This window comes from Aquincola tertiaricarbonis, from assembly GCF_000969605.1.
In the GTDB taxonomy this organism is placed as follows: Bacteria; Pseudomonadota; Gammaproteobacteria; order Burkholderiales; family Burkholderiaceae_C; genus Aquincola; species Aquincola tertiaricarbonis.
The window spans coordinates 242480-262439 of record NZ_JZUE01000006.1 but is presented as its reverse complement, the minus strand read 5'-3'; the positions used below and the strand labels follow the sequence as shown (position 1 = coordinate 262439).

Genomic DNA, 19960 nt, shown 5'->3' with positions numbered 1-19960 from the left:
CGTACCCACCGATGCCTTCCAACGCCCCTCCCGCGCGCATCCCGCGCGCCACCTACCGCCTGCAGCTGCACAAGGACTTCGGCTTCGAGGCGGCCACCGCGGTGCTGCCCTACCTGCAGCGGCTGGGCGTCAGTCATGTGTACTGCTCGCCCATCTGGCGTGCGCGTCCTGGCAGCCTACATGGCTACGACGTGGTGGCCCACGACGAGATCAATCCCGAGCTGGGCGGCGACGAGGGCTTCGAGCGCTTCTCGCAAGCCGTGAAGGCGCACGGCCTGGGCCTGCTGCTGGACATGGTGCCCAACCACATGGGCGTGTTCGGCGCCGACAACCCCTGGTGGCTGGACCTGCTGGAGAACGGCCAGGCCTCGCGCTACGCCACCTACTTCGACGTGGACTGGTCGCCACCCAACCGCACGCTGCGCGGCAAGGTGCTGGTGCCGGTGCTGGGCGCCGCCTATGGCGACGTGCTGGAACGTGGCGAGCTGCAGCTGGCCTATGCCGACGGCCGGCTGGCCATCCGCTACCACCAGCACCTGTTCCCGCTCGATCCGCGCAGCTATGCCAAGGTGCTGCAGCGGGTGGTGGAGGAGCTGCCCTCCGGCGAGCCGGCACGGCTGGCCATGCAGCGGCTGAGCAAGGAGAGCGCGGCGCTGCCTGCGCATGACGACCCCGACGCCGCCCACCGCGCCGACCGCCAGGCCGCGGTGCCGCGGCTGCAGGCCGCGCTGGCCGAGGCCGCCGCGGAGGAAGAGGTGCGCGAGGCCATCGACACCGTGCTGAAGGCGCTGAACGAAGACCCGGGCCGCGATGCGCTGGATGCGCTGCACGACCGCCAGGCTTACCGGCTGGCCTGGTGGAGGGTGGCCGCCGACGAGATCAACTACCGCCGCTTCTTCGAGGTGAACGAGCTGGCCGCAATGCGGGTGGAGGACGAAGGCGTGTTCGAGGCCACCCATGCCCGCGCGCTGGACATGGCCGCCGCCGGCACGGTGGACGGCCTGCGCATCGACCACCCCGACGGCCTGCTCGACCCCAGGCAGTACTTCGACCGGCTGCAGCAGGGCTACCTGAAGCGCACCCGGCCCGAGGCGGTGGACACGCTGATGGCCGAGGCCGCCGAGTCGCGCCAGTGGCCGCTGTACGTGGCCGCGGAGAAGATCGCCGCCGCCCACGAGGACGTCCCGCACACCTGGGCGCTGCACGGCACCACCGGCTACCGCTTCGCCAACGTCATCAACGGCCTCTACGTGGAGCGCAAGCATGCGCAGCGGCTGGAGCGGCTGTGGCGCGAGTACGCCGACGTGGGCCAGGACTACGAGGAGATCGTGCGCGAGGCCAAGCTGGCGGTGGCGCGCGGCTCGCTGGCCAGCGACCTCACGCTGCTGGCGCAGGCCCTGCACCGCGTGGGCCAGGCCCACCGCAGCACCCGCGACCACGGCTTCAACACGCTGCGCGAGGCCCTGGCCGAGGTGGCCGCCAGCATGCCGGTGTACCGCACCTACGTGATCGACGAACCCAGCGCGCAGGACAAGCGCTTCATCGAATGGGCGGTGGCCGATGCCAAGCGCCACACCGACATCGCCGACGACAGCGTGTTCGAGTTCGTGCGCCGCTGCCTGCTGCTGGACCCGCCGCCCGGCCTGGGCGGCGCCACCACCGAGGCGCTGCTGCGGCGCTTCGTGCACCGCTTCCAGCAGTTCTGCGCGCCGGTGGCGGCCAAGGGCGTGGAGGACACCGCCTTCTACCGCTACCACCGGCTGATCTCGCTCAACGAGGTGGGCGGGGAGCCGGCGGTGTTCGGCCTGTCGGCCGCGGCCTTCCACGGCGCCAGCGTGGACCGTGCGCGCCACTGGCCGCACACCATGCTGGCCAGCTCCACCCACGACAACAAGCGCGCGGAAGATGTGCGCCAGCGCATCAACGTGCTGTCGGAGCAGCCGGCCGCCTGGCGGCTGGGCCTGCGCCGCTGGCGCCAGGGCACCCGCGGCCTGCGCACCGAGGTGCATGGCAAGCCGGCGCCTTCGGCCAGCGACGACTACCTGCTGTACCAGACGCTGCTGGGCAGCCTGCCGCCCGATCCGCTGGACGATGCGCAGCTGGCCGCCTACCGCGAGCGCATCGAGGCCTACATGGTCAAGGCCACCCGCGAAGGCAAGCAGCACACCAGCTGGACCCGGCCCAACGAGGCCTACGAGGCCGCGCTCAAGCGCTTCATCGGCGGCGTGCTGGGCCGGCTGCAGCCCAACCCGGTGCTGACCGAGCTGCGCCAGCGCGCGGCCGAGCTGGCCTGGTTCGGCGCGCTCAACAGCCTGAGCGCCACCGTGGTGAAGATGGTGTCGCCCGGCGTGCCCGACCTGTACCAGGGCTCGGAGTTGATGCCGCTGACGCTGGTGGACCCGGACAACCGCACGCCGGTGGACTATGGCCACCGCGACCGGCTGCTGGCCACCTTCGAAGCCGCGCAGCAGGCCGGCACGCCGGCGCAGGACACCATCGCCGAGCTGAGCGCCGAGCCCGCCGACGGCCGGCTGAAGCTGTGGTGCCTGTGGCGGCTGCTGCAGCTGCGCAGCGAGCTGCCGTCGCTGTTCTTCGAGGGCGACTACCTGCCCGTGCGGGTGCAGGGCGACAAGCGTGCGCATGCCATCGCCTTCGTGCGCAGCACCCGGGAGGCGACGCTGGTCGTCATCGCCGGGCGCAAGTTCGCGCAGGGCTTCGCCCAGGCGGAATGGCCGGTGGGCGAGGCGGCCTGGGCCGGCACGCGCCTGGCCTGGCCGGCAGCGCTGGTGCGCCGGCTGCAGGGCGCGCAGGCCACCGAGGTGCTCGGCGGCCAGGCCGTGCAGCTGCCCGACGGTCCGCTGCCGCTGGGCAGCGTGCTGCAGCAGCTGCCGGCTGCGGTGCTGCTGGTGCGGCATGCCCCGCGTGGCGCTTGATGCAGCGCAAGGCCGCGCGGGCCGTGGTTTCTAGACTTGCCTGCATGCGAACCGCTGCTGCGTTCGAGATGGAGGCGACATGAATGCCCTGACCCGCGTGGATACCTTCAACGACCTGCTGCCCGACATGCTGCGCCGCTTCTCGCGGCCCTTCGGCCTGGCCGAGCACCTGCCGCCCGAGATCAAGCTCGACGTGACCGAGCACGACGCCGACTATGCGGTGCGGGCGGAGATTCCGGGCGCGCGAAAGGAAGACATCAGCGTCACCATCGACGGCAGCTTCGTGTCCATCGTGGCCGAGCTGCGCAGCGAGAGCGAGCAGGCCCGACACGGCCGGGTGATGCTCAAGGAAAGCAGCCTGGGCCGCGTGTCGCGCGGCTTCTCGCTGGCCCACGAGATCGACGCCGGCGGCGTGGTGGCCAGGCTGGAGGATGGCGTGCTCAGGCTCACCCTGCCCAAGCGCGAAAGCAGCCGCAGCCGCACGATCCAGGTGCAGTGAGGCGGGCGGGCCCGGGCGCCCGGCGGGGCCTTGCGGCACCGCCGGCGCACGGCCTTACTTGGCGGCCAGGCCCAGCTTCTCGATCAGCTGCTTGTCTTTGGCAAAGGTCTCGGTGGCCCAGGCGCGGTATTCGTCGCCGGTGCGGTACCACACCTCCTGGTTCAGCTGGGCCATCACCTCGGCATGGCGCGGGTCGTCCATGGCCTTCTTGAAGGCGTCGTGGATGGTCTTGACCACCGCCGGGTCCATGCCCTTGGGGCCCACCAGGCCGTAGGGCGAGGTGGACACCACGCCGTAGCCCAGGTCCTTGGCGGTGGGAACGTCGGGCCAGCGCTTGGTGCGCTTGTCGCCGAAGGTCAGCAGCAGCCGCATCTGGCCGGCGTCGACGAACTTGTCCCAGCCGGTGGCATCGCTGGCGGCCATCACGTGGCCGCCGATCAGCGCCTGCATCTGGTCGGCGTTGCCCTTGAACGGCACGTGGTTCAGCTGGATCTTGGCAGCCTCGGCCACCTCCTCCATCAGCAGGTGCGGGCTGGTGCCGATGCCGGTGGAGCCGTAGTCGATCTTGCCCGGCTCCTTGCGGGCCGCGGCCACGTAGTCCTGGAAGGTCTTGTAGGGCGAATCGCTGCGCACCACGAAGCCGAAGGTGTAGCCCGACACGCCCATGATGAAGGTGAAGTCGTTCAGCGGATGCCACTGCGTCTTCTGCATGTGCGGGATGCGCAGCATGCCCATCGGGAACTGGGCGATGGTGTAGCCGTCGGGCTTGGCGGTGAGCGCCATGCCGCCGGGGCCCAGGGTGCCGCCGGCGCCGGGGCGGTTCTCCACGATCACGTTCTGGCCCAGGTGCTTGCTGGCCAGCTCGGCCAGCAGGCGGTGGTGGCGGTCGGTGGAGCCGCCGGCGGGCCAGGGCACGATCAGCGTGATCGGCCGGCTGGGATAGGCCTGCGCCTGCGCGGCGCCGAACGGCGCCAGGGTGGCGGCCGCGGCCGTGGCGGCCAGCAGGGTGCGGCGGCGGATCGAGCCCGGCGCGGTGCCGTTGGCGGATGTCGGGTGGCGGGTGGGCTTCAAGGTCGCGCTCCTTCAGGTCGGCAAAAACGGGAAAGCCGGCGGCTGCCGGCGGGCCCCCGCCACGCGGGCAGGGGCTTCAGGTGAAGCGGAGGCAGGCTGCGTGGGCTTACCTCTCGCGGGACACGGGCTCGGCCGGCAGCGGCTGGCCGCCGGGGCCGGCGGCAAAGCTCAGCCAGCCGACGGCGGCCTGCTGGCCCACGCCGGGCTTGCTCCAGTCGCACACGCCGGTGGTGAACACCGCCTGCAGGCGGGTCAGCTGCGCGGCGTCGAGCTTGCCCTGGTAGTCGGCGGCATTCACCGGCTTGAGCTGGCACTTCAGCACGTCCTCGGTCAGCGGGCCGCCGGCCACCTGGCGCGGCGACGCGGCCTTGCGCAGGTACGGGTCGGCATCGCAGGCGGCGGCGTCGGTGACCTTCACGCTTTGCGTGGCGTCGGTGCTCAGGAAGCAGTGGTCCGCGGCGCCGGCGGGCTTGGCGGCCACCACCTTCTGCTCGATCGGGTTGGTGCTGGTGTCGGCCTTCAGCTTGGTCAGCCACTCGTCCATGGTCAGGAAGGCGCTGGTGTTCATCGTGGCCGAGGGCGTGAAGCCGTTGCGGCCGAAGCGCCAGATGACCTGGTTGTCGTGATTGCCGTTGGCCTTGTCCAGCCGGTCGCGGATGGAGAAGCTGCGCCATTGGTGGTGGATGCCGACCAGCGCCTGCGGGAAGGCAGTCAAGCCCGGCGGCACGTCGATCAGCGAATCGTCGTAGCCGCGCATGTCGATCACCGGGGTCTTGGCCAGCTGCTTGCCGCTCATGACGATGCCGGTCTTGTAGGCGATGTCCAGCGCGGTGGTGTCGGCCTGCGAGCGGGCGGCCATCAGCTGCGAATCCTTGTCCACGCCGCCGATGGTCTCGTTCAGCGTCACGAATTCCTCGCCGGTGATGGCGCCGTCCAGCAGCGCCTTCAGGCCGTACTGCACACCGGTGTTGTCACGCGTCTCGCGGGCGCGGATGCCGTCGTCCGACTTGCCCCAGATGGAGGCCGCCCAGTCCCAGGCGCTGCAGCGGGCGCCGGTGGGATTGGTGGTCTTGTCGAACACTTGGCTGGTGGGCAGCTGGCAGTTGTTGGTCAGCGCGGTGGCCTGCGCGATGGCGCCGGTGGTGTTGTCCACGACCGTGCGCGCCAGGTAGTTGCCCACCTGCGCATTGGTGCCGAAGCGGTTGAACCAGGCATGGCAGCCGGTCTGGTCGCGGTGGCCGTTGATGGCGGCCTTCTTGGCATTGGCCTGCGCGGGCGTCAGGCCGGCGGTGGCATTCAGCCAGGCGGGCTTCTGGTAGGCCTCCACCAGCAGCACGCAGTCGTTCACCTCCAGCAGCGTCGATTCGGAGTCGGGGTAGGCGCAGGAGATGGTGATGCCGTCCAGCAGCCCGGGGGCGATGGAGGCGTTCATGTTGCTGTTGATCGAGCCGCCCGAGCAGCCGCTGCCCATCGTGTACTTGATGGCGCCGTAGCTGTCGCCGATGTGCTCCTTCATCATCATGACCGTCTCGGACATCATGACGCGGTTGGAGTTCTGCAGCGAGTCGGTCAGGCTGTTGGCCACCACCATGAAGCCGCGCGAGAGCGACTTGTCGTCCGTCCAGGCGGTGGCGGGGCGGAACTGCCGGCGCGGCTGGCCGGTGCTGGCGCCGAACTGGTAAAGGATCTTGCCGTTCCACTGCGCCTGCGGCGCCACCGGCGTCCACGGCTTGGTGGGGTCGAACAGCACCGCGATGTCGTAGATGCCGCGGTTCATCGTGCCGCGCTCCACGCGCACGATGTAGGGCACGGTGGCGCCGGCATCGGTGGTGGTGGTGGCCAGGTCGGCCGGCGTGCTGCCCACGGTGTAGGGCTTGAAGCAGGGATTGGCCGGCGGGTTGGCCGTGGTGGGCGGGGTGGTGCTGTCGAAGGGCACCGACGGGCTGGGGTCGGGCAGCGCAAAGCTGCAGCCCGCCGTGGTGGTCTTGTAGTACAGCTTGAATTCGGTGGCGATGTTGCACTGCGCATCGGTGGCGGCGGTGCCCAGGCCGCTGGCATGCGTGGCCGGCGTGGTGCCGGTGGCCGGCTGCGGCGTGGGCGTGGCGCACACGTAGGGCGTGGTCTGCGGGCCCGAAAGCACCGGGCCGCCGCGCGGCGCATTGGTGATCTTCAGTTCGGCCGCGCTGGTGGTGCCGGTGCGGGCCACCAGCGTGTTCTCGCCACTGGCCAGGCCGGTCACCAGGCCCGTGATGCGGCCGTTGCGCAGTGCGAAGGCGCTGGTCACGTCACGGCCGCCCACCTCCACCTTCAGGCCGTCGGCCTGGCCGCCGGCGGGCAGCACGATCTCCACCATCGCATCGCCACCGCTCACCAGGTCGGCGCGGGTGGACAGAGTCTTGATCTGCACTGCAGGGTCATCGTCGTTGCTGCCGCAGCCTGCCAGCAGCATGATCGCGAGCGCGATCGGCGTGGCGCGCAGCGCCGGCCCGGGGAGGTACTTCATGCCTGTCGTCTCCGTGTGTGCGCCGTGCGGCGCTGTTGTGTGGCACCGGGTGCCCGTCGTATTCCGCACTGCAGAATGGCGCGAAGGTGCCCGAAGACCATCGTAGTTCGGCAGGCTCGCCTGTGTAAACGCGGCACAAACCCGCAGCCTCTGTCACCCGCGGGACAGCAGGCCGAGAGCGTCCCGGCATGCCTTATTCCGCAATGCGGACTAATATGCCGGCATGAGCCGACGCCGCATCACCCCTGAGGACACACCCGCCGAGGAAGACCGCCGCTATGTCACTGCGCTGGCCCGCGGCCTGGAGGTGCTGCGCTGCTTCCGCCCGCAGGACCGCTGGCTGTCACACCAGGAGATCGCCCGCCGCACCGGCCTGCCGCAGGCCACCGTGTCGCGCCTGACCTTCACGCTCACGCACCTGGGCTACCTGCGCCACCAGGCCGATGCCGGCCAATACGCGCTGGCGGGCGGCGTGCTGGCGCTGGGCTTCAGCATGCTGTCCAACTTCGACATCGCCCGCATCGCACGGCCGGTGATGCAGGCCATCGCCGACCGGGTGGAGGCCGCCGTGTCGATGGGCCTGCGGCATGAGCTGCAGATGGTGTACGTGGCCCACTGCCGCGGCGCCGGCCGGCTGACGCTAGGGCTGGACGTGGGCGCCCGCCTGCCGCTGCCCGACACGGCCATGGGCCGGGCCCTGTTGTGCGCGCTGCCCGCCACCGAGCGCGACGCCGTGTGCGCACTGCTGCAGCAGGCCGATGCCGGGCAATGGCCGCGCCAGCGCGTGGCCATCGACACCGCGCTGGCGCAGCATGCGCGGTGGGGCTACGTGCTGTCCGAGCAGGACTGGCAGCGCGAGATCAGCGCGGTGGGCGTGCCGGTGCAGGTGGGCGACGGCCGCCCGCCGCTGGCGCTGACCATCGGCGGGCCCTCCAGCTACCTGACGCACGAGGTGCTGATGCGCATGGGTCCGATGCTGGTGGAGGCGGCCGCGCAGATCAGCATGCAGATTCATGCGGGAGGGGCGTAGCGGCGGCCGTCACCGGCGCTGCGTGGCCTGCCTGTTGCAACGCCTGCTGCAGCCGTGCGCGGTCAGGGAAGCGCCGCGCCCGCCACCGCGGCGGCACATGGCAGGTGGCCTCCAGCAGGTCACCGAAGTGCGCCCGCACCGTCGCCCACGGCAGCACGGCGGTGCACTGCTCGCCTGCCACCAGGTAGGCCATCACCACGTTGTCGCACTGGGGCAGCAGCGCGTCCGAATCTTCGGGCCAGACGGCGTAGTTGATCAGCGTGCCATCCTGCGCCTGGGCTGCAGTGAAGGCGGCGACGAACACCGACTCGCCATGCAGCGCCACCAGGGCATCACGCTGGCTGGCATAGGCCGCCATGCGGTGGCGCATTGACAGCAGCGCCTGCAGCGCCGCGGCGCGTCCCGACAGCGCGTGCGCTGCCCAGCCGTGCCCCTGCAGCGCCAGCGGCTGTTGCGACAATCAGCGACCCGTGCCGTCCAGACCGCCCACGGCCCATGCCAGCATCGCGTCGAGCCCCTGCTCGTCGGCCGCCGACGTCACCAGCAGCGCATCCCGGAACGGCACCATCGCCACCGGCTGGCCGGCCGGCGCGCGCTGGATGAGCTCGGGCAGCAGCAGGCGCGAGCTGTCGTAGCTGTCGCCATACTCGGCGCGCCACAGGCCTGGTGCCAGCGCCACCCAGCGCACCTGCGCCGGCAGGCCGCGCAGGTTGTCCATCGCGTCCTTCAGTGCGTCGTCCCAGCCTTCGCCCCAGCCGTCCAGCTGGCTTTGCTGCACCGGCAGCATCGATTCGGGCGTGTCCACCACCAGCGCGATCACCAGGTCGCCGACCCAGCTGCGGTAGGCCATCGCAAAGTCGGCGCCGTCCGCCAGCCTGGCCACCGACAGCCGTGCAGCCTCGACGTCTTCCAGCGTGCGCACCACCGGCAGCAGGTGTGGCCGCACCGCTGCATAGCCTCGAGGGGCCGTCAGCGCAGGCGACATGAGTTCGCCCAGGAAGCGTTCGAGCCGGCTGTCGCGCTCGCGCCGCGGTGCCACGCGCCATTCGCCCCACAGCCGCGTGAGGTTGGTGGAGATGCGCGTGCCATCGGGGCGTTGCCCTCGCACTTCCATGCGGGTTTCGTCGGCCTCTATCTGCGTCAGGCCATGTCGCTGCAGCCAGCGCGTGGCGTCGCTGACGAGGCGTTGTGGGGTGGCGCGGCGAAGGAGTTGGTCAATGAGTTTCATATTTGCAATTTCGGAATTGCGAGGTCTCAATTCGAATTGCAATTCGTTGACTATTGCTCGGCCTTTGCTGCCATCTCTATTCGCAACGCCACGATCCAGCCCATCACCGGCCGCCGCTGTTCCTCGCGCAGCACCCGCCGCACCAGGTTGACCACCGCAAAGCCGTGCGCCGCGGCCAGCCGGCGCAGGTAGGGCTCGCTGTGGGCATAACGCATGTGGCTGTCCAGCCGGTAGTCGGGCGGTTCGGCGCCGTCCTCCGGGGCCGCGGCGATCTCGGCCGAAAACGCCAGCACGCCGCCCGGCCGAAGCGCATGCCTAACGCCGGCAAACACCGGGCCGAGGTCGCCCAGGTAGATGAAGGTGTCGGCCGCCACCGCGATGTCGAAGTGCCGGGCGCCGGCCTGCAGGTGTTCGGTGATGTCGGCCTGCGCCAGGGTGTCGTACACGCCGCGGCGGCGCGCCGCCTCGACCATGGTGTGCGACAGGTCCACGCCTTCCAGGTGCTGTGCCGGCGGCTTGAGCCGGGCGCCGCACAGGCCGGTGCCGCAGCCCAGGTCGATCACCCAGCCCGGCGCCGCGCCCGCGGGCTGGCCGGCCTGCCAGGCCGCCAGCGCGTCGGCCGCCACGTCCTCGTGCGCGCGGTAGCGCAGCACCTGCACCAGGTGCGGCTCGAAGTCGTCGGCATAACCATCGAACAGCGCCTGCACATAGGCCCTGGGCGCCACCGACGGCGCGGCCTCGACGCCCAGCGCGGCCAGGAAGTAGCGGTTGGTGTCGGCGTCGTCGCCTTCGTCGATGGCGCGGCGCAGCGCGGCGGCGGCCTCGTCGCGCCGGCCCAGGTCCTTCAGCAGCTGGCCCAGGTGGCTCCAGGCCGCGCCCAGCGTGGGGTCGACGGCCACGGCCCGGCGGTAGGAGGGCAGGGCTTCCGCATGGCGCTGCAGCTGCTGCAGTGTCTGGCCGTGCAGCATCCAGGCCGGCGCGCGCTGCGGCTGGTGCTGCAGCAGGCGCTCCAGCGCGGCCAGTGCCTCGGCATGCCGCTGCAGGTGGCCCAGGCACAGCGCCCGGTAGAACTGCGCGACACCGCTGCCGGGGTCCAGGGCCAGGGCCCGCTCGAAGTTGCCCAGTGCCTCGGCATGCCGGCCCAGCTCGCCGGCCGCCAGTCCGCGGTGGGTCCAGCCATCGGCATGCTGCGGCTCGGCGGCCAGGGCCGTGTCCAGCGCCTGAAGGGCGGCTTCGCGCTGGCCCAGCTTCAGCCGTGCCGCGCCCAGGTTGATGAGCACCGACACCCGGCCCGGCGCCAGGGCCAGCGCCGCCTCGAAGCGTTCGGCGGCCTCCGCCGCATGGCCGGCCTCGAACCGGGCCACGCCCTCCAGGAACAGGCCGCGCGCGGCCTCCAGCGCGGCGGGCGTGCCTGCGGCCGGCGTGTTCAACGCAGCCGCAGGTTCAGCTGGTCCACCATCGGCGCCCAGTCGGCGTCCTCGCGCCACTCCTCCTTGAGGAACTGGGATTGCGCCGGCGACCAGAACGGCGCATCGCCCAGCAGCATGTCCGGCGGCAGCGGCCGGTGGGTGGCGATGAACTGCTCGATCTCCTGCGTGCTGCTGGGCAGGCCCAGCTGGCTGAAGAGTTCACCGAGGTCGTGGTTGGGTAGTTCCATGCGTACTCCTTTGGCCGGAACGCTAACAGCGGGCGGGCGTGCCGGCTGTAGGACAAGCGCGGCTGCGCGCCGATGCGGCCCTGCGTGTGCAGCAGGTGCAGGCCGTTGTGCGCCCGCGAGGCGGACAATAGCCTGCAAAGCACAAACATCGCGGGAGCGCCAATGCGGAAGTTCGAGCGTGGCTGAGTGGACGGGTGCTGGGGGCGACGCCGCCGCGACGGCGGGCCCGCGGGCCTGGTCGGTGCGGGCCATGCTGGCCGCCCTGGTGGCTGCCTGCGTGCTGCCCGCGGCCATCGCCGCGGGCGCCCTCCTGTTCGAGGACTACCGGCTGCAGCGCGAGAAGCTGTACCGGGAGGAACTGCTGCTGGCCCAGGGCGCGGCCGGCGAGATCGACCGTGAGCTGGCGCGCATCGGCGCCACGCTGGAGGCCCTGGCCACCTCCAGCGAACTGGCCAGCGGCCACCTGGCCGACTTCCACCAGCGGGCCAGCCAGGCGCTGGCGGTGGGCTTGGTGGACAACTTCGTGCTGGTCGGCCGCGACGGCCGCCAGTTGCTGAACACCCTGCATGCCTTCGGCACGCCACTGCCGGGGGCCGGCCCGCGGCCCGAACTGGCCCGGGTGTTCGACCGCGGCGAGATGACCGTCACCGGCCTGCTGGGCAACGGCCTGTTCAAGGAAAGCACCATCAGCGTGGCGGTGCCCGTCTGGCGCGACGGCAAGGTGGCCCAGGCGCTGGCGGTGGGCCTGTCGCCGGCGCGGGTGGCGGGGCTGCTGCGCCGCCATGCACTGCCGGAGAACTGGGTGGCCGCGGTGGTCGACGGCCAGGGCACCATCATTGCCCGCTCGCTGGACAACGCGCGCTTCGTCGGCACGCCGGCCCAGCCCGCGCTGGTGGAGGCCATCGGCAGCCGCCGCGAAGGTGTGTTCGACACCCGCACCCGCGAAGGCTTCGACGTGGTCACGGCCTTTACCCGCTCCAGCGTGTCCGACTGGAGCGTGGCCGTGGGCGCGCCGCAGTCGGAAGTGATGCGGCAGCTGCACCGCTCGCTGGCCATTGCCGCGCTGGGCGTGGCCGGCGCCATGGCGGTGGGCATGGGCGTGGCGCTGCGCTGGGCGCGGCGGCTGACGCAGTCGGTGCAGGGCCTGATCGGCCCGGCGATGGCGCTGGGCCGAGGCGAGCTGGTGGCCGCGCCGCGCACCGGCCTGAAGGAGGCGGACGCGGTCGGCCAGGTGCTGGAACAGGCGTCGCGCATGCTGGCCCATGCCCAGCATCTGGCCCACACCGATGCCCTGACCGGCCTGAGCAACCGGCTGCTGTTCGAGGCCCTGGCCCACCGCCAGCTGATCGACGACCAGCGCAACGGCCACCGCCGCGTGCTGATGGCACTGGACCTGGACGGCTTCAAGGCGGTGAACGACCACCACGGCCATGCGGTGGGCGACCAGGTGCTGAAGATGGCGGCCCAGCGCATCGTCGCCAGCCTGCGCTCGGCCGACGTGCCGGCCCGCCTGGGCGGCGACGAGTTCGTGGTGCTGCTGAGCGACAGCACGCCCGACGGCGCCGCCATCGTGGCCGAAAAGCTGGTGCGGGCGCTGTCCGACCCCTATCCCGGTGTGCGCCAGCCGGTATCGGCCAGCGTGGGCATCGCGGTGGCGCCGGCCGCGGGCGCCACCGTGGCCGACCTGATGCGGCGGGCCGACGAGGCGCTGTACGAGGCCAAGCGTGCAGGCAAGCGGCGCTGGGCCGCGCGGGCTTGAAATTTGGGCAGGCACGGCGGGTGCTCTTGCCGCGCGTCCTGCCAGTTGCATCGCACGACTCTTGCTTCGCTGCAGCGAGGTGTAACTTGATGCCAGTTACACACCGTTCGCAGCGGTAGACGACCCGCTGCGCAAAGAACCGCCCCCCGCTGTTACCACCCTCGAGATGTTTCCGTGTGCGTTTCGTCACACGAATGGTGATTATTTGCCTTAACGTAGGCACATATTGCCGCAAAACATTCTGACAAGAGGGATTTCCTTTGCTGAACTTCGAACAGCACCTGCCATCCGGCGCCGCCTGCACGGCTGCGCGCGATGGCCGCTTGATGTCGATGGATGGCCTCAGTTCCGCATTGATCGCGCGGAACACCTCCTGGGTGCGCCAGGAAGCCAGCCTGCTGGCCCGCAAGCTGCCTTCCAACGTGGAGCGCGCCGACCTGATCCAGGTGGGCCTGATCGCCGTGGCCCAGTCCGCCCTGGCATTCCGCTATGAAGGCGACCATGACAGCGAGGAGGCCCGCCAGGCCTTCGTGCGCTATGCCCGCGCCCGGGTGCGCGGCGCGATGCTGGACGAGTTGCGTGGCATGGACGTGCTGCCGCGCGCCGAGCGCCGCCGCATCAAGGTGCTGGAGATCGCGCGCGAGCGCTGGTGCACCCTGCACGGCCGCAGCCCCAGCCTGGCCGACCTGAGCCAGGCCTGCGGCATCAGCATCGACGAGGTGGCCGCGCTGGAGCATGCGGCCCACCGCGCGCGCCCCGAGCAGCTGCCCGCGCGCACCGACGACGACGAGGCCGGCCACCTGGCCGCGCGCGAGCCCGCCACGCCGCAGGACGAGGTGGAGGCGCGGGTGGACACCGGCCTGCTGCTGCGCCGGCTGGAGCGCTTCTTCGCCAAGCTGCCCGAGACCGACCGCCAGGTGATCGACGCCTACCTGGGCGTGGGCATGACGCCGGTGCAGCTGGCCGATTCGCTCAGCCTGAGCGTGTCGCGCATTGCGCAGCGCTATGCAGCCGTGTGCCGGCGCATCGCCATGCACATGGGCAACAGCCCGGTGCGGGCGGTGGACCGCGTGGGCGCCGACACCGGCGAGCGCTTCGACCACCTGGTGCAGCAGCGCGAGGCGGCGCTGCGGCGCCAGGCCTGCGGCCAGGCCCATTGGGGCCGGATGCTGGAGGACGTCCTCACCGCACCCGACCGCCGCTTCCACGGCCCGGGCGAGGACGAGCGCATCGTCGTGCGTACCGGCACCCGCTGGGGCTGAAGCCGACCGGGGCTTTGCGACGGCTGTCACGGGCGGTGTAGTCGGTGACCGCTAACATGGTGCGCAAAGGGGGTGGCCGCCCCCATGGGATGGAGCCGTACCCATGCACGACCTGCGCATTCTTCACCTGGAAGACGACCCCTTCGATGCGGACCTGGTGCACCGCGAGGTGACGCGCCTGGGCCGCCATCCCATGTGGTGCCAGGTGGGCAATGCCGAGGAATTCCATGCCGCCATCGACCAGCACCGGTTCGACGCAGTGGTGTCGGACAACTCGGTGCCCGGCATCACCGGCCTGCAGGCGATGGAACTGGCGCGCCAGCGCCAGCCCGGCATTCCGTTCATCTTCGTCAGCGGCCGCACCGATCCTTATTGGAGCGAGCACTGCCTGGCCGCCGGCGCCACCGACTACGTGCCCAAGAACGAGCTGTGGCGCCTGCCCAGCGCGCTGCAGCGGCTGAACGCCGCCCGCGAGACCCAGCGACTGGCCACGCTGACCGAGGCCCGCGCGCTGCTGGTGGACCTGGTCAAGCAGCTGTCGATGGCGCGCAGCGTGGAGGCGGTGGTGCAGGTGGTGCGCCGCGGCGCGCGGCAGCTCACCGGCGCCGACGGCGCCACCTTCGTGCTGCGCGAGGGCGAGCTGTGCCACTACGTGGACGAGGACGCCATCGGCCCGCTGTGGAAGGGCCGGCGCTTCGGCATGGACAGCTGCATCAGCGGCTGGGTCATGCGCCAGGGCCGGGCCGCGGTGGTGCCCGACGTGCGGCTGGACGAGCGCATCCCGCAGGACGCCTACGCACCCACCTTCGTGCGCAGCCTGGTGATGGTGCCCATCCGGGCCGAGGCGCCGATCGGTGCCATCGGCAACTACTGGTCGGTCGAGCATGCAGCCACCGACGACCAGGTGGCGCTGCTGCAGGCGCTGGCCGACAGCACCTCGCTGGCGCTGGAGAACGTGGCGCTGCTGCAGGGCCTGGAGCAGCGGGTGCAGCAGCGCACCGGCGAGCTGCGCGAGGCCAACCGCGAGCTGGAGGCCTTCAGCTATTCGCTCTCGCACGACCTGCGCGCGCCGCTGCGCGCGGTGCAGGGGTATGCCGACCTGCTGCTGATGGACCATGAGCCGCCGCTGCACGGCCAGACCGAGCAGTTCGTGCGCCACATCGCGCTGGCCGCGCGCCGCATGGACACGCTGATCGACGACATGCTGACGCTGGCCAAGGTACAGCGCAGCGACCTGCGGCTGCAGCCGGTGCGCATCGGCGCGCTGGTGCGCGAGATGCTGGCCACGCTGCAGCAGCGCGAGCCACAGCGCCAGGTGCGGCTGGAGATCGACGACACGCTGGTGGCGCAGGCCGATCTGCCGCTGCTGCGGCTGGCGCTGGACAACCTGGTGGCCAATGCCTGGAAGTTCAGCAGCCGCCAGCCCGACGCGGTGATCGGCTTCTCGGCCGCGCCGGCCGCAAACGGCGGCACCGAGTTCTGCCTGTGGGACAACGGTGCCGGCTTCGACATGGCGCAGGCCGGCCAGCTGTTCGAGCCCTTCCGGCGGCTGCACAAGGCCTCGGACTTCCCCGGCACCGGCATCGGCCTGGCCATCGTGCACCGGGTGGTGCAGCGGCACGGTGGCCGCATCCATGCGCAGGCGGCGCCCGGGCAGGGCGCGCGCTTTCACTTCACGCTGGCACCGCAGCTCGTCAGTCCAGCCTGAACACCGTGTCGCCCGGGGCCGCCTGGCAGCCCGGGCCCATCGGCTGCCAGCCGCGGCGCAGCACCGCCTGCGCGCCGTCGTGGCACAGCTCCAGCCGCTGCGCGCCCGGCACCTGCTGGCGCACGAAGGCCTCCAGCGTGGTGGGCAGGCTCACCTTCAGCTGCAGCGACAGCACGTCGTCCTGCGGATGGTCGTCGAAGTGCACCCACGGGATGAAGGGGCCGGCGAACATCAGCGCATGCGAGCCCACGTCCACCGGCTGCGGCGCATAGCCCTGCGCCTGCAGCCAGTGCTGGGCCCGTGCCCGCAGGCCCGCCGAGCGCTCGCCCGCCAGCGGCGCCCAGGCCAACGCCATCAGCTCGGCCACCCACTGGTTGCAGTTCTGGTAGCGCTGGCTGAAGGGATAGGCATTGGCGCTGTAGGTGGCGGCCAGCAGGCTCAGCGCTCGCGGGTTGTCCAGCGCGGCGGCCTGCAGTTGCGCCCCGGCGGCCGCGGGCAGCAGCACCATCGACACATGGCCGGTGTCGGGCCGGTCGTTGCCCATCACGAAGCCGGCGATGCCCTGGTCGTACAGCCGCGGCCGGCTCTCGTCGCAGGCGTAGTAGAGCTGGCGCACCGACCACGGGCCGTTGGCGCTGGCCTTCAGGCTGATGCCGGCATGCGAATAGCGCAGGCCGAAGCGGTCCAGGTCGAGTCCGCTGCGGGCGATCAGGGCCACCTCGTGGCCCGAGGCATCCAGCTGCTGCTTGATGAGGGCCGCGAACTGCAGCAGCTGGTCCTGCTGCGCGGCGCTGAGCTGCGGGCCGCGGCCGCAGAAGGCGGGCGATCCGGCCTGGGCCGCGCCGGCGGCAGCCAGCAGCAGCAGGAGCGCGGCGGCCCGCCGGGCCGCGCGGCGCAGGCTCAAAGCGGGACGGGGCGCGAGGCCAGCTCGCCGTGCCAGGTGTCGGCCAGCACCAGGAAGAAGGGCTGGCGGTTGTCCACCCGCGCGAACTGCACGCCGTAGGGCCGGTGGCGCGCGTGTACCAGGTCGCCTTGAACGAGGCCGGCCGGTTGCACGGCCTGCTGCGGCAGCTCCAGCTGGAAGCGGCCCTGCGGGCCGGGCGTGGCCTCGGCCTGCAGCGTCAGGCGCAGGCGGCCAGGGCGCTCGGCCGCAGCCACCGCCACGATGCGGTAGTCGCCCTCGGCCACGCGGTCGTCGCCGCCCGAGCTGCGGCTGGAACCCTGGATCGAATCGGACACGCTGCCCGAGGAGGCCGAGCCCGCGCTGGAGGCGGAGGAGACCACGCTGTCGGCGCGGGCGGTGGATGCCATCACGGCGATGCTGGCCACCAGGGCGGCGGCCAACGGCTTGCAGGAAACGCTCATCTCAACTCCGTCAGGGAGCCGGCAGGATAACCGTCAGGCCTCTTCTGCTGCGCCCAGCCAGTGGCCCATGCGCAAGGCCTTGGTGAGCAGGTAGCCGCTGTTGTGCGGGTTCTCGCCGGCGCGCAGCGGCAGCCGTTCCTCCACCGCCACGCCCAGCGCACGCAGCGCCTCCACCTTGGCGGGGTTGTTGGTCAGCAGCCGAACCGAGCACACGCCCAGCGTGTGCAGCATCTGCGATGCGACGCGGTAGTCGCGGGCATCGTCGGGCAGGCCGAGGCGGCGGTTGGCTTCCACGGTGTCGGCGCCGGCGTCCTGCAGCGCATAGGCGCGGATCTTGTCCACCAGGCCGATGCCGCGGCCTTCCTGGCGCAGGTACAGCAGCACGCCGCGGCCTTCGGTGGCGATGGCCTGCTGCGCGGCCTGCAGCTGCGGGCCGCAGTCGCACTTGAGGCTGAACAGGGTGTCGCCGGTGAGGCATTCGGAGTGCAGCCGGGTGAGCACCGGCAGGCCGTCGTTGACGGCGCCGATGGTCAGTGCCGCATGCTCGCGGCCGGCGGCATCGCGGAAGCCGTGCAGCGTGAACTCGCCCATCTCGGTCGGCAGCCGGCAACTGCCGCCATAGAACAGGGCCGGTACGTCGGTGGTGGTGTCGGCGGATAGGCCGACGGAAGGCCCGGCCACGTCGGCCGGCCGCAGGGGCGCGTTCATCGAATGGTTTGAGATCTTGGTCTGCCAGCTCAGCTGCGCTCATTGTGGCGCGGAACCCGAGCCCGTCGTTACAGCAGGGGTGGTGCGGCCGCCGGCATGTATGCATGTACAGTGGCCGGGCCGTTCCTGCAGTCCGCGCCCATGTCCGCCGTCGTCACCCGCCCTGATTCCTTTGCGCAGCTCAACCCGCAGCAGCGGGACGCCGTCGAGCATGGCGTGGCCGAGCCCGATGGACGGCCGCTGCTGGTGATCGCCGGGGCGGGCAGCGGCAAGACGATGACGCTGGCGCACCGCGTGGCCCGCCTGGTGATGGCCGGGGCCGATCCGCAGCGGGTGCTGCTGCTCACCTTCTCGCGCCGCGCGGCGCAGGAGATGGTGCGCCGCGTGGGCCGCACGCTGCACCAGGCCCTGGGCCTGCCCGGCGCCACCCGTGCCCCCACGCTGCCCTGGGCAGGCACCTTCCACGGCATCGGCGCGCGGCTGCTGCGCGAATACGCCGCCGCCATCGGCCTGCCCGAGCGCTTCACCATCCTCGACCGCGCCGATGCCGAGGACCTGATGAACCTGGCGCGCCAGGAAGGCGGCTGGGCCGCGGCCCGCAGCCGCTTCCCGCAGAAGGGCACCTGCCTGGCCATCTACTCCCGCGTGGTGAACAGCCAGCGCAGCCTGCCCGAGGTGCTGCGCGATGCCTTCCCCTGGTGCGAAGGCTGGGCTGCGGAGCTGAACACGCTGTTCGCGGCCTACACCGCGGCCAAGCAGCAGCAGCACAGCCTCGACTACGACGACCTGCTGCAGTACTGGGCCGCGATGATGGAGGAGCCTGCGTTGGCTGCGCACATCGCCGCGCGCTTCGACCATGTGCTGGTGGACGAGTACCAGGACACCAACCGGCTGCAGGCGGCGGTGCTTCATGCGCTCAAGCCCGATGGCCGCGGCCTCACGGTGGTGGGCGACGATGCGCAGTCCATCTACGGCTTCCGCGCGGCGGAGGTGCGCAACATCCTCGACTTCCCGCACCAGTTCGGCCAGCCTGCGCGGGTGGTGCCGCTGGAGCGCAACTACCGCAGCACGCAGCCGCTGCTGGATGCGTCGAACGCGGTGATCGCGCTGGCGCCGGAGCGCCATGCCAAGCAGCTGTGGACCGATCGCACCGCCGCCGCGCGGCCGCGGCTGGTGGCCGTGGCCGACGAGGGCGAGCAGGCCCGCTGCGTGGCCGACCGGGTGCTGGCGCTGCGCGAGGAAGGCTTCAAGCTGCGATCGCAGGCGGTGCTGTTCCGCACCTCGCACCACAGCGCCGCGCTGGAGCTGGAACTCACGCGGCGGCAGATCCCGTTCGTGAAGTTCGGTGGCCTCAAGTTCCTGGAATCGGCCCATGTGAAGGACGTGCTGTGCGTGCTGCGCTGGGCCGAGAACCCGCGCAGCCGCATCGCCGGCTTCCGCGTGGCGCAGCTGGTGGCCGGCGTGGGTCCGGCCCATGCCCGCAAGCTGCTGGATGCACTGGAACAGGCCGCCGACCCGGCCGCTGCGCTGCTGGCCTGGCCTATGCCGCCGGCCGCGCAGGAGGATTGGTCGGGCTTCGTCGCGCTGTATGCGCAGCTGCAGCAGGCCGGCAGCTGGCCGGGCGACCTGGACTGGGTGATGCGCTGGTACGAGCCGGTGCTGCAGCGCCTGCACGACGACGCCCCGGCCCGCCAGGCCGACCTGCAGCAACTGGCCCGCATCGCCGCCGGCCATGCCAGCCGCGAGCGCTTCATCACCGAGCTGACGCTGGACCCGCCCGACGCCAGCAGCGACGAGGCCGGCCCGCCGCACCTGGACGAGGACTACCTGGTGCTGTCCACGCTGCATTCGGCCAAGGGCCAGGAATGGGCCGCGGTGCAGATCCTGAACGTGGTGGACGGCTGCATCCCTTCGGAGATGAGCACGCGCGACAGCGCGCAGATCGACGAGGAACGGCGGCTGCTGTACGTGGGCATGACCCGCGCAAAGCAGCACCTGGACCTGCTGGTGCCGCAGCGCTTCTACGTCACCGACCAGGTGAAGCACGGCGACCGACATGTCTATGCAAGCTTGTCGCGCTTCATTCCCGAGGTCCTGGCGCAGAGGTACTTCGAGCGGGTGACGCCGCTGGCCGATGCGGCCGCGCCAGCGGCGCCGCTGGCGCTGGGTCAGCGCTTCGACATCGGCATGCGGCTGAAAGGGCGCTGGGCCTGACGGCGCCGCTACCATCCCCGCCC

Annotated in this window: 16 protein-coding genes; 7 read left to right on the top strand and 9 right to left on the bottom strand. The window is 71.4% G+C overall.

Annotated features, from left to right (window positions below; translation table 11 throughout):
- Positions 1-11: 11 nt before the first annotated feature.
- Both treY and VO99_RS09710 read left to right on the top strand, forming a co-directional pair.
- Entirely contained in the window at positions 12-2933 is a 2922-nt protein-coding gene (gene treY / locus VO99_RS09715; RefSeq protein ID WP_046112619.1) for a malto-oligosyltrehalose synthase, read from the top strand.
- A 79-nt stretch (positions 2934-3012) separates the two neighbouring features.
- On the top strand, positions 3013-3432 hold the full coding sequence (locus VO99_RS09710) for an Hsp20/alpha crystallin family protein (protein WP_046112618.1): 420 nt from the start codon (positions 3013-3015) through the stop codon (positions 3430-3432).
- 54 nt (positions 3433-3486) lie between these two features.
- Here the strand turns inward: VO99_RS09710 and VO99_RS09705 are convergent, their stop codons facing one another.
- Entirely contained in the window at positions 3487-4503 is a 1017-nt protein-coding gene (locus tag VO99_RS09705; RefSeq protein ID WP_083440481.1) for a tripartite tricarboxylate transporter substrate binding protein, read from the bottom strand.
- A gap of 106 nt (positions 4504-4609) precedes the next feature.
- Positions 4610-7006 carry a DUF6351 family protein gene (locus VO99_RS09700; protein ID WP_046112617.1) on the bottom strand — a complete coding sequence of 799 codons (2397 nt, stop codon included), beginning with the start codon at positions 7004-7006 and terminating at the stop codon, positions 4610-4612.
- Between the two features lie 223 nt (positions 7007-7229).
- On the opposite strand from VO99_RS09700, the gene VO99_RS09695 reads away from it, so the two are divergent.
- Positions 7230-8036, top strand: a complete 807-nt coding sequence (locus VO99_RS09695; protein WP_046112616.1) for an IclR family transcriptional regulator — start codon at positions 7230-7232, stop codon at positions 8034-8036.
- Here the strand turns inward: VO99_RS09695 and VO99_RS09690 are convergent.
- The 4 genes from VO99_RS09690 to VO99_RS09675 are packed head-to-tail and all read right to left on the bottom strand — an operon-like array spanning position 8005 to position 10921.
- Positions 8005-8496, bottom strand: coding sequence for a hypothetical protein (locus VO99_RS09690; RefSeq protein ID WP_046112615.1), 492 nt, complete (start codon positions 8494-8496; stop codon positions 8005-8007). The two genes, VO99_RS09695 and VO99_RS09690, sit on opposite strands and share 32 nt — an antisense overlap.
- Positions 8497-9264 (bottom strand): DUF1444 domain-containing protein, encoded by a 768-nt coding sequence (locus VO99_RS09685; protein ID WP_157039509.1) that lies wholly within the window; start codon positions 9262-9264, stop codon positions 8497-8499.
- A gap of 50 nt (positions 9265-9314) precedes the next feature.
- A complete protein-coding gene (locus VO99_RS28740) occupies positions 9315-10694 on the bottom strand; it encodes a tetratricopeptide repeat protein (protein WP_052736225.1) in 1380 nt (459 codons plus the stop codon).
- The gene (locus tag VO99_RS09675; protein WP_046112613.1) at positions 10691-10921 is read right to left on the bottom strand and encodes a DUF2789 domain-containing protein; all 231 of its coding nucleotides are present in this window, start codon (positions 10919-10921) and stop codon (positions 10691-10693) included. Before VO99_RS09675 ends, VO99_RS28740 begins: the two co-directional genes overlap by 4 nt.
- Before the next feature lie 250 nt (positions 10922-11171).
- Here VO99_RS09675 and VO99_RS09670 point away from each other — a divergent pair, with 250 nt between their 5' ends.
- The 3 genes from VO99_RS09670 to VO99_RS09660 all read left to right on the top strand — a co-directional run bounded on the left by VO99_RS09670 (position 11172) and on the right by VO99_RS09660 (position 15650).
- A complete protein-coding gene (locus VO99_RS09670; RefSeq protein ID WP_046112612.1) occupies positions 11172-12680 on the top strand; it encodes a GGDEF domain-containing protein in 1509 nt (502 codons plus the stop codon).
- 260 nt (positions 12681-12940) lie between these two features.
- A complete protein-coding gene (locus VO99_RS09665; protein WP_232315323.1) occupies positions 12941-13942 on the top strand; it encodes a sigma-70 family RNA polymerase sigma factor in 1002 nt (333 codons plus the stop codon).
- A gap of 103 nt (positions 13943-14045) precedes the next feature.
- Complete coding sequence (locus VO99_RS09660) at positions 14046-15650, top strand: sensor histidine kinase (RefSeq protein ID WP_046112611.1); 1605 nt, start codon at positions 14046-14048, stop codon at positions 15648-15650.
- Here VO99_RS09660 and VO99_RS09655 read toward each other — a convergent pair.
- The 3 genes from VO99_RS09655 to ribA are packed head-to-tail and all read right to left on the bottom strand — an operon-like array spanning position 15637 to position 17723.
- Positions 15637-16554 (bottom strand): DUF2145 domain-containing protein, encoded by a 918-nt coding sequence (locus VO99_RS09655; RefSeq protein WP_046112610.1) that lies wholly within the window; start codon positions 16552-16554, stop codon positions 15637-15639. The genes VO99_RS09660 and VO99_RS09655 overlap by 14 nt on opposite strands.
- A complete protein-coding gene (locus VO99_RS09650) occupies positions 16551-17015 on the bottom strand; it encodes a hypothetical protein (RefSeq protein ID WP_046112609.1) in 465 nt (154 codons plus the stop codon). Before VO99_RS09650 ends, VO99_RS09655 begins: the two co-directional genes overlap by 4 nt.
- A gap of 33 nt (positions 17016-17048) precedes the next feature.
- Positions 17049-17723 carry a GTP cyclohydrolase II gene (ribA, locus tag VO99_RS09645; RefSeq protein WP_083440479.1) on the bottom strand — a complete coding sequence of 225 codons (675 nt, stop codon included), beginning with the start codon at positions 17721-17723 and terminating at the stop codon, positions 17049-17051.
- A 141-nt stretch (positions 17724-17864) separates the two neighbouring features.
- Here ribA and VO99_RS09640 point away from each other — a divergent pair, with 141 nt between their 5' ends.
- Positions 17865-19937: an ATP-dependent helicase gene (locus tag VO99_RS09640; protein WP_046112685.1), complete on the top strand. Its 2073-nt coding sequence runs from the start codon at positions 17865-17867 to the stop codon at positions 19935-19937.
- Positions 19938-19960: the final 23 nt, after the last annotated feature.